This window comes from Pseudonocardia xishanensis, assembly GCF_039541715.1.
Classification (GTDB): domain Bacteria; phylum Actinomycetota; class Actinomycetes; order Mycobacteriales; family Pseudonocardiaceae; genus Pseudonocardia; species Pseudonocardia xishanensis.
Window position 1 is genome coordinate 26,174 of record NZ_BAABGT010000061.1, and the last position, 7,621, is coordinate 33,794.

The following is a 7,621-nucleotide window of genomic DNA, read 5'->3' on the forward strand; positions in this document are numbered from 1 at the left end:
GCCCGTCCCGGGCCGGCGGCACTCAGGCCGCGGAGAAGCGTTCGCGCAGGAACTCCCCGAACCGGTCGGTCGAGGCCTGCGCCTCGGGAAGGAAGGTGAAGATCGGCCAGATGTGCACCATCTCCTCGCCGATCTCGACCTCCACCTCACCGCCCGCGGCCCGAACCTTCGCCGCGAGCCGGATCGAGTCGTCGTGCAGGCCCTCCTCGGTCCCGACCAGGACCCGGAGCGGCGGCAGGTCGTGCAGGTCGCCGTGCAGCGGCGACGCCACCGGGTGCCTGCGGTCCTCCCCCGCCAGGTACGCCGCGCCCATCGACTCCACGAGCGGTGAGATCGGCAATGGGTCCCGGTGCGCGCGCTCCGCGATCGACGGCGCATCACCCACCAGGTCCACGAGCGCGGAGCAGGTCACGGCCGCGGTGGGTGCCGTCTCCGCCACATCACGCAGGCTAACCAGTGCGGACACCACGAGCCCACCGCCTGCCGAGTCGCCGACCAGGGCGACCTTTCGCACGCCCGGCTGTGCACGAGCCCAGCGATAGGCACTCAGGACGTCGTCTAGCGGGGCGGGGAAGGGATGCTCCGGTGCGAGCCGGTAGTCGACCACCAGCACGCGTGCGTCGGCCGCCCGCGAGATCCGGTACGCCCACTCCCGGTAGCCCTTGGCGCTGCCCATGCACCAACCGCCGCCGTGGACGAGGAGAACGACCTGGTCGCGGGCGGCGCCCGGGGCGCTCACCCAGTACGACGGCACCCCGCCTGCGACGACCTGTTCGGACTCCGCGTCCGCCGGGAGCTCGAAGTTCTCCAGGACCTCCTCGTAGAGTCGGCGGAAGTCGTCCATCGTGGCCTCCGACTCGGACACCAGATGGCTGAGGAGATCACGGGCACGCTGCAGTTCCGGACCGGTCACGGTTCAGCTCCTTGTCCCTCGGCGATGAGGGCTCGGCGAATTCCTTCACCCTCCTGGGCCGCCGGTCCACGGACACCTGTCGGATACGACAGTCCCGGCGTCCGTCCTGCTTCAGGAGGAAGCCGGCGTCCACCGAGGCGGACCGCCCGGGGCCGACCACACCGTCGGAATGTTGGGGAACCGTCGGTTCGCCGAACCCGCACCGGGCTCCTGGGACCCCGCAGCCGGCCGCCGCCTGGATCGATGCGGCGGCCGGACCGTCGGTGCGTCGCCGGTCAGGCCAGCGCGCTCTTGTCGACGTAGACCCGCCAGCCGGTGATGAGCCCGTTGTCGTAGTCGAGGAAGGAGCTGCCGTGCACCTTGACCTCGCGACCGTCCGGGAAGACGTAGGTCACGAGGATCTCGGTGCCGACCCGGCTTTCCTCGGGGTCGACGGTCACGCGCTCGAGATCGTGGGTGAGGGACCTGAAGTTGCCCTTCCAGGCGCCGACGAAGGAGGTGATGGCCTCTGGCCCGCTAACGGGGTCGAGGTCGTTGAAGCGGAACGCCCCCGTCTCCGAGAAGCGCCGGTGGAACACCTCCGGGTCGTTGTCGTCCACGTCCGCGTAGAACGTACGGGTCAGTGCACCGAGGTCCGCGGTCGTCTGGGTCATGCCGGTACTCCCTTGTCGAGTGTTGTGGCGACGTGCGGTCCGGTCACTTCACCGAGATCCCGGCGTCGATCGGCAGGGTGACGCCCGTGATCAGGCGGGCGTCGTCGGACGCGAGGAACACCACAGCCTTGCTGATGTCCAGAGGCTCGGCGAGTGCGACCGGGAGTGCGTGCAGCGACGCCGACGCCTCCTCGAAGTCCGCGCGACCCGGCTTCTCGAGGTCCGGCCGGAAGATCCGGTAGGTCTCGTCGTTCTGCACCATCGGCGTGTTGACCTGCGTCGGGTGCACGCTGTTGACCCGGATCGAGTGCTGGGCCAGCTCCGACGCCATCGTCTTCATGATCCCGATGACGCCGTGCTTGGCCGCGCTGTACGCCGCGATGCCGGGGTAGACGTGCAAGGCCGCCATCGAGCTCGTAAGCACGATCGACCCGCCCCGGCCCCCCGCGATCAGGTGGGGGATTGCCGCCCGGCAGGTCTTCCAGACCCCCGTCAGGTTGATATCGAGCATCTGGGCCCAGCGCTCGTCCGTGATCTCGTGCGCGGGGACCGACGACGTCGCGATGCCCGCGTTGCCCACGACGATGTCAAGCCTGCCGAACTCGTCCACGCCGGCCTGGACCGCCGCGGCGAGCGCATCCGAGTCGCGGACGTCCGCCTCGAAGGTGAGGACGCGGCGGTCGAGTGCCTCGACCTCCTTGGCGGTCTGCGCCAGCTCCTCCGCGGAGCCGAGCGGGTAGCCGAGCCCGAGGCCCGGCTCGTCGTGGGCGATGTCCAAAGCGATGATGTCGGCGCCCGCCCGGGCCAGCTCGATCGCGTGGCTGCGGCCCTGACCGCGGGCCGCGCCGGTGACGAAGGCGACCTTCCCCTCGACACTGTTCATGTCCTCAACCTCCCAGAACTCGCAGCGGATCGGACCCGTCCCAGCCTTCGGCGGCGTCGGCGACGAGTCCGTAGGTCTGCTCGATGGCGTCGACGTACGGGTAGTGCTCGATGACGAACCCGGTGGTGTGGCGCGCGTCGTGGAAGTGCACCGGCACCCCACCGAACTCGAGGGTCAGCAGCACCGGCGCGCCGCTCTCCACGAGGCGTGCCGCCTCCGCCTCGGGATCGGCGGCGAGGTAGGCGATGTGGTTGAAGCCAGGGGTGGTCATCACCTCGTGCACGATGGCGGGTGCCGCCTTGCGCACCTCGATCAGCTCGACCATGACCGAGCCCCACTGCCCGAGCGCGATCCCCTGCTCGAACTCCGCGTGCTCGCCGTTCGGCCTCCGCACGTTGGAGACCGGCAGCTCACGCGCCAGGAAGAAGGGCCCCGCACCCACGGTGCGCGCCCAGTTCAGCGCTGCCTCCTCGAGGTTGTCGACGATGAAGGCCACCTGAACGGCTTTGCGCCCCTCGATCTGTTCCTTGCTCAGCGACGCCATCGACGTTGCTCCTTTCTGCTGGGCCGAGGTGTCCGTCGCGGCTCAGAGGCCACGGAGCCACTCCAGGAGTTCCCTGGTGGTCTCGGCAGGCTTCTCCTGCTGGATCCAGTGCCCGCAGCGCTCGAAGATCACCGACCGGCGGAGGTCCTTCACGTACTCTCCGGCCCGCTCGATCGCGTTGCGCCCCCAGATCGTCGCCAGGTCGCGGTCTCCGCCGATGAACAGGGCGGGGACGGTCAGCGGGGTGCCCTGGAACTCGGCCAGGAGCTCCCAGCCCAGCTCGACGTTGCGGTAGTAGTTCATCGCACCCACGAGACCGGTACGCTCGAACTCGGCGACGTAGTGGTCGAGGTCCTCCTGCGTCAGCCACGCCGGCAGCTTCTCTGGCTGGGGCAGCACACTGCCGAGGCCGGTGCCCGGCGGCACGCACAGCGCCGCGCGGACGTACTCCGTCGCGGCGTCGTCCGACAGCTTGGTGAGGTCCACGTCGGCCATCTCCGGCGGGAGCGGGACGTCGGCGGAGAGGCCGTACAGGATCCCCGTCAGCCAGGTTCGCAGGTCGGCATCCGCCTCGCGGGCCGCCACGTCACCGGGGAGGCAAAAGTACTCCTGGTAGAACAGCAGGTCGGGGCCTGCGGCGGCGCGGTGGGCGATGCTCGGCCTGATCTCTCCGAACGGGTCGTCCAGCAGGCCGATGAGCCCGCGGGCACCGAAGGGGACGCTCAGTCCCGCCACTGCTCGGAAGACGTCCGGCCGCGTCCACGCGGCCGTCCAGGCCACAGGGGCACCCCAGTCGTGCCCCACGATGATGGCCTGCTCCTCGCCCAGCGTGTGGACGACGCCGACGCACGCGGCGACCAGCTCGGTGATCCGGTAGTCGCTGATGTCGTGCGACTTCTCCGACCGTCCGTAGCCGGGCATGTCGAGCGCGACGGCCCGATAGCCGGCGTCGGCCAGCGGGCCCATCTGGTGCCGCCAGGAGTACCAGGACTCGGGGAAGCCGTGGCACAGCAGCACGAGCGGGCCGGACGTGCCGGCGATCTTCACGTGGACACGCCGCCCGTCCGCGTCGAGCGTGCGGGACTCCCACTCCGTCATCGCGGCGCTCACTTGAGCAGGAACCCGGCGTCGACGGGCAGTGCGATACCCGTGACGTAGCGGGCGTCGTCGGAGGCCAGGTACAGGAGCGCACCGCTGATGTCGGATGCCTCGACCCACGGCACCGGGATCGCGTTCAGCGACCGGTGGTTGGATCCCTCGGCCTCCGCGTCTGCGCGGGTCGGGTGCTCGTTGTCCGGCATGAACAGCTTGAGCACCTTGTCGTTCACGATCATCGGCGTGTCGACGTTGGTGGGGCAGATGGCGTTGACCCGGATGCCGGTCGGGGCCAGCTCCAGCGCCAGCGTCTTCATCAGGCCGATGATGCCGTGCTTGCTTGCGGTGTAGTGGGCGAGGTTGGGCACCGGCGCCAAGCCGGCCCCGGAGCTGGTGAAGACGACCGCACCGCCCCGACCCCCTTCGAGGATGTGGGGGACGGTCACCGCGGCGGTGTTGAATGCCCCGGTGAGGTTGACGTCGATGACGTCACGCCACTCCTCGACCGACAGCTCGATGGTCGGGGCGATCGAGATGATGCCCGCGTTCACCGAGACGATGTCCAGGCGACCGAGCTCGGCGACCCCTTCGGCGACCGCGGACTGCAGCGCGTCCCGATCCCGTACATCGGCCTTGCGCGCAACGATCCGGCGGTCGAGCTTCTCCACCGCGTTCACGGTCTCGTCCAGGTCGGCCTCGGTACCGAGGCTGTGCCAGGCGCTGGGGATCTCCGCGCAGATGTCGATCGCAATGATGTCTGCGCCCTCCTCCGCGAGGCGGATGGCGTGGTTCCTCCCCTGCCCGCGAGCCGCGCCGGTGATCAGCGCGACCTTTCCCTCGAGACGTCCCACTATCGGTTCTCCACTTCGGTGTGTAGGTTCCCATGCCGGTGATATCTGGTCGGGGCTGTTCGTATAGGTAGTGCAGGCGGTGCGACCCACGCGGCGAGGGTCGACGCCCCGCGGCGGGGTCGAATGGCCCGCGCCGGCCGACAGCGCGCCCTCCTCCTCAGTAGACCTCGGGGAGCAGGATGTCCGTGGGAGGGTTCTCCGGCGCGTACTTGCCCGCGTGGGCGCCCGCGTGGATCTCGTCCTTCGACAGCCCCTGCTCACGGGCCTCGACGAGCTTGTCCGGGTCGAAGTAGGAACCGATGGGACTGCCCGCTGACGACGACGCGTCGCGGCCGGAATCCGGTCACCACCGGGTGTCACTGTCAACACCATGGCTCCACCTCTCCCAGGATCCGCGTCGATTCCGAGCCGTTCGGGGCCAAACCGGGCGACGGCCGGCCCTGCGACGGGGGTTACACTACTTCTTGATATTCGTTATAACAACCCCTGCGACAGTCGGTTTGCGATGGTGTGGGCGGAGAGACGGGACGTGCGTGGATCCCATTGAGCAGATGGTGACCGAGTGGCACCTGACCACACTGAACCAGCGGTTCGCCCGCCACCTGGACGGCGGTGAGTTTGGGGACCTGGTCTCCCTCTTCACCCCCGACGGTGTGTTCGACCGGGGCGCGGGACCGCTGAGCGGGCGTGCGGACATCCTCCAGGCGATGCGCGAGCGGCCCCCTCTGACCACCCGCCATCTGTTGACGAATTCTGGTTCACCGACACAACGCAGGACTCGGCATGCGGCGTGGTCGGTTCACTTGTCCTCCATGGAGCGGTCAGCGACGACGGAGGACCCGTGCACTACGCGACCGAGCAGGGACGCTTCCTCGAGTTCCACGACGAGTACGCGAACACGTCCGACGGGTGGCGCTTCGTCTCCCGGGTCGTCCGCCCGGTCCTCCAGCCCGAAATCTGGCCCTGCCCCCTCCGGGTCCGCGCGCAGGCGGACCCGGTGCACGACCCGAGCCCCGGCCACCGCGTCGGGGCCGGAGCCCGCTCGGGGCGTCCGGTCATGCGTCCCCCGGCGCCGTTCAGTACCCCCGACAATTAACGGCATATGTGATAACAGCCAGGACGAGAGACCACCGCCGCAGACCGGGGCGGGGCGGGGCGGGGCGGCTCAGCGTGACCGGACCCGACCGACGACGAGGGCGTCGGCCCGTCCAGTGTCACAGGGCTCGACGAGGTCCGGCGCGAACAGCGTCTTGATCCGAGCCCGGCCCGCGGCGCGGCTGAGACCCTCCTCGGCCACGTCACGCAGCGGGAATGCCGTCGGGGCGACGTCGGCCCAGCCCTCCGTGCGGGTCGCGAGGACCCGCAACGCCTCCGGGAGGTCGCGGGCGGGGTCGAGGGAGACCGATCCGCGGACGTCGAGCTCGTCGAGGGCGACGTCGCGCGCGTCGAGACCGACGCCCGGCGCCGGGATCCCGACGAGGACGAGGCGGCCGCCGCGACCACTGAGCCCGACCGCCGTGGACAGTCCCTGCGGAGTCCCGGAGGTCTCGTAGACGACGTCGAACGGCGCGTCGCCCTGGGCGGGTGCACTTGAGGACGAGGACGCCCCCAGCCGCCGCGCGAGGGCAATTCGGTCCTCGTCGACGTCGATCGCGAGCACGTCCAGGCCGCTCTCCGCGGCGCCGTAGACCAGGAAGGCACCAACCCCGCCCGCGCCGACGACGGCCACCCGACCGCCCGCCGGGGGGTCCCCCCGGCGCAGGGCGTGGAGGGCGATGGCCATCGGCTGGGCGAGCGCCGCGGTGGACGGGCTCAGGCCGAACGGTGTCGTGTCCACGCACGCCCGCACGGGGATGGTGCAGTAGCCCGCGAGGCCGCCGTCGCGGTGCATGCCGACGACGTGGTACTGCCGGCACAGGTTCGGGCGGCCAGCCATGCACTGGGGGCACTCGCCGCACACCACGCCGCCGGAGGAGGTGATGAGGCTCCCGACCGGCAGGCCGCTGCCTGCGGGGCTCGCCACCACGTAGCCCGACATCTCGTGCCCGAGCGTCACCGGCCCGGTGTGGCCCGTGACCCGGTGCGGCACGTCGGCGATGTGCGCGGTGAGCGGCCCCTTCTCGAACTCGGACACGTCGCTGCCGCAGACGCCGCAAAACGCCAGCGAGATCAGCACCTCGTCGTCGCCCGGCACAGGCACGTCTACCTGTTCGACATGGACCTGGCCCCGCCCGTGGTAGCGGACGGCGTGCATCCTCAATGGCTCCGTTGTGGACATCAGCTCTCCTGGTCCTCGTCTCGCGGCTGTCAGGCGCTCTGCAGGTCGTCTTCGGGGCATGGTTCGTGGCACGGGAGACGGCTCACGCCGGAGCGCATTGTCGCACCGTGAACCCGATGGCATGCACGTTGAACCGGGTGGGCATGATCCCAAAGCGATCTCCGGCCGCCGTACTCGGCGAGCCACATCACCGCGATTGAGGTTCAGGACGCGGAGACCAGCTTCTCGACGAATGTGGAATGCCGCGGGGCACGAACCACAGGCACCCAGAGGACATGGCAGACACATCAGGCTGAGCGCAGGACCTCGCAGGACCTCGCAGGACCTCGCAGGACCGCTGAGTGGCGTCCACCAAGGTGGTGTGCGATCCGGTCCTGGTCAGGGCCGTGGCGTAGACGTGTAGG

At 69.9% G+C, this 7,621-nt stretch carries 8 protein-coding genes and 1 pseudogene; 2 read left to right on the plus strand and 7 right to left on the minus strand.

Features of this window, described 5'->3' with window-relative positions; all coding sequences use genetic code 11:
- Positions 1 to 22 precede the first annotated feature (22 nt).
- The 6 genes from ABD993_RS20945 to ABD993_RS20970 all read right to left on the minus strand — a co-directional run bounded on the left by ABD993_RS20945 (position 23) and on the right by ABD993_RS20970 (position 5,029).
- Positions 23 to 913 carry an alpha/beta hydrolase gene (locus tag ABD993_RS20945; RefSeq protein ID WP_345421011.1) on the minus strand — a complete coding sequence of 297 codons (891 nt, stop codon included), beginning with the start codon at positions 911 to 913 and terminating at the stop codon, positions 23 to 25.
- Positions 914 to 1,188: 275 nt separating this feature from the next.
- On the minus strand, positions 1,189 to 1,566 hold the full coding sequence (locus ABD993_RS20950) for a nuclear transport factor 2 family protein (protein ID WP_345421014.1): 378 nt from the start codon (positions 1,564 to 1,566) through the stop codon (positions 1,189 to 1,191).
- A 43-nt stretch (positions 1,567 to 1,609) separates the two neighbouring features.
- Complete coding sequence (locus ABD993_RS20955; RefSeq protein ID WP_345421017.1) at positions 1,610 to 2,449, minus strand: mycofactocin-coupled SDR family oxidoreductase; 840 nt, start codon at positions 2,447 to 2,449, stop codon at positions 1,610 to 1,612.
- A 4-nt stretch (positions 2,450 to 2,453) separates the two neighbouring features.
- Positions 2,454 to 2,993, minus strand: a complete 540-nt coding sequence (locus ABD993_RS20960; protein WP_345421019.1) for a VOC family protein — start codon at positions 2,991 to 2,993, stop codon at positions 2,454 to 2,456.
- A 42-nt stretch (positions 2,994 to 3,035) separates the two neighbouring features.
- Positions 3,036 to 4,091: an alpha/beta fold hydrolase gene (locus ABD993_RS20965; protein ID WP_345421022.1), complete on the minus strand. Its 1,056-nt coding sequence runs from the start codon at positions 4,089 to 4,091 to the stop codon at positions 3,036 to 3,038.
- A gap of 8 nt (positions 4,092 to 4,099) precedes the next feature.
- Positions 4,100 to 5,029 carry a mycofactocin-coupled SDR family oxidoreductase gene (locus ABD993_RS20970; RefSeq protein ID WP_345421025.1) on the minus strand — a complete coding sequence of 310 codons (930 nt, stop codon included), beginning with the start codon at positions 5,027 to 5,029 and terminating at the stop codon, positions 4,100 to 4,102.
- Positions 5,030 to 5,490: 461 nt separating this feature from the next.
- Here ABD993_RS20970 and ABD993_RS36840 point away from each other — a divergent pair.
- A pseudogene (locus ABD993_RS36840) lies at positions 5,491 to 5,682 on the plus strand (nuclear transport factor 2 family protein); the annotation flags it as partial.
- Between the two features lie 98 nt (positions 5,683 to 5,780).
- The gene (locus ABD993_RS20975; RefSeq protein ID WP_345421027.1) at positions 5,781 to 6,035 is read left to right on the plus strand and encodes a hypothetical protein; all 255 of its coding nucleotides are present in this window, start codon (positions 5,781 to 5,783) and stop codon (positions 6,033 to 6,035) included.
- Positions 6,036 to 6,104: 69 nt separating this feature from the next.
- On the opposite strand, the gene ABD993_RS20980 is transcribed toward ABD993_RS20975, so the two are convergent.
- A complete protein-coding gene (locus ABD993_RS20980; RefSeq protein ID WP_345421030.1) occupies positions 6,105 to 7,217 on the minus strand; it encodes a zinc-dependent alcohol dehydrogenase in 1,113 nt (370 codons plus the stop codon).
- Positions 7,218 to 7,621 lie beyond the last annotated feature (404 nt).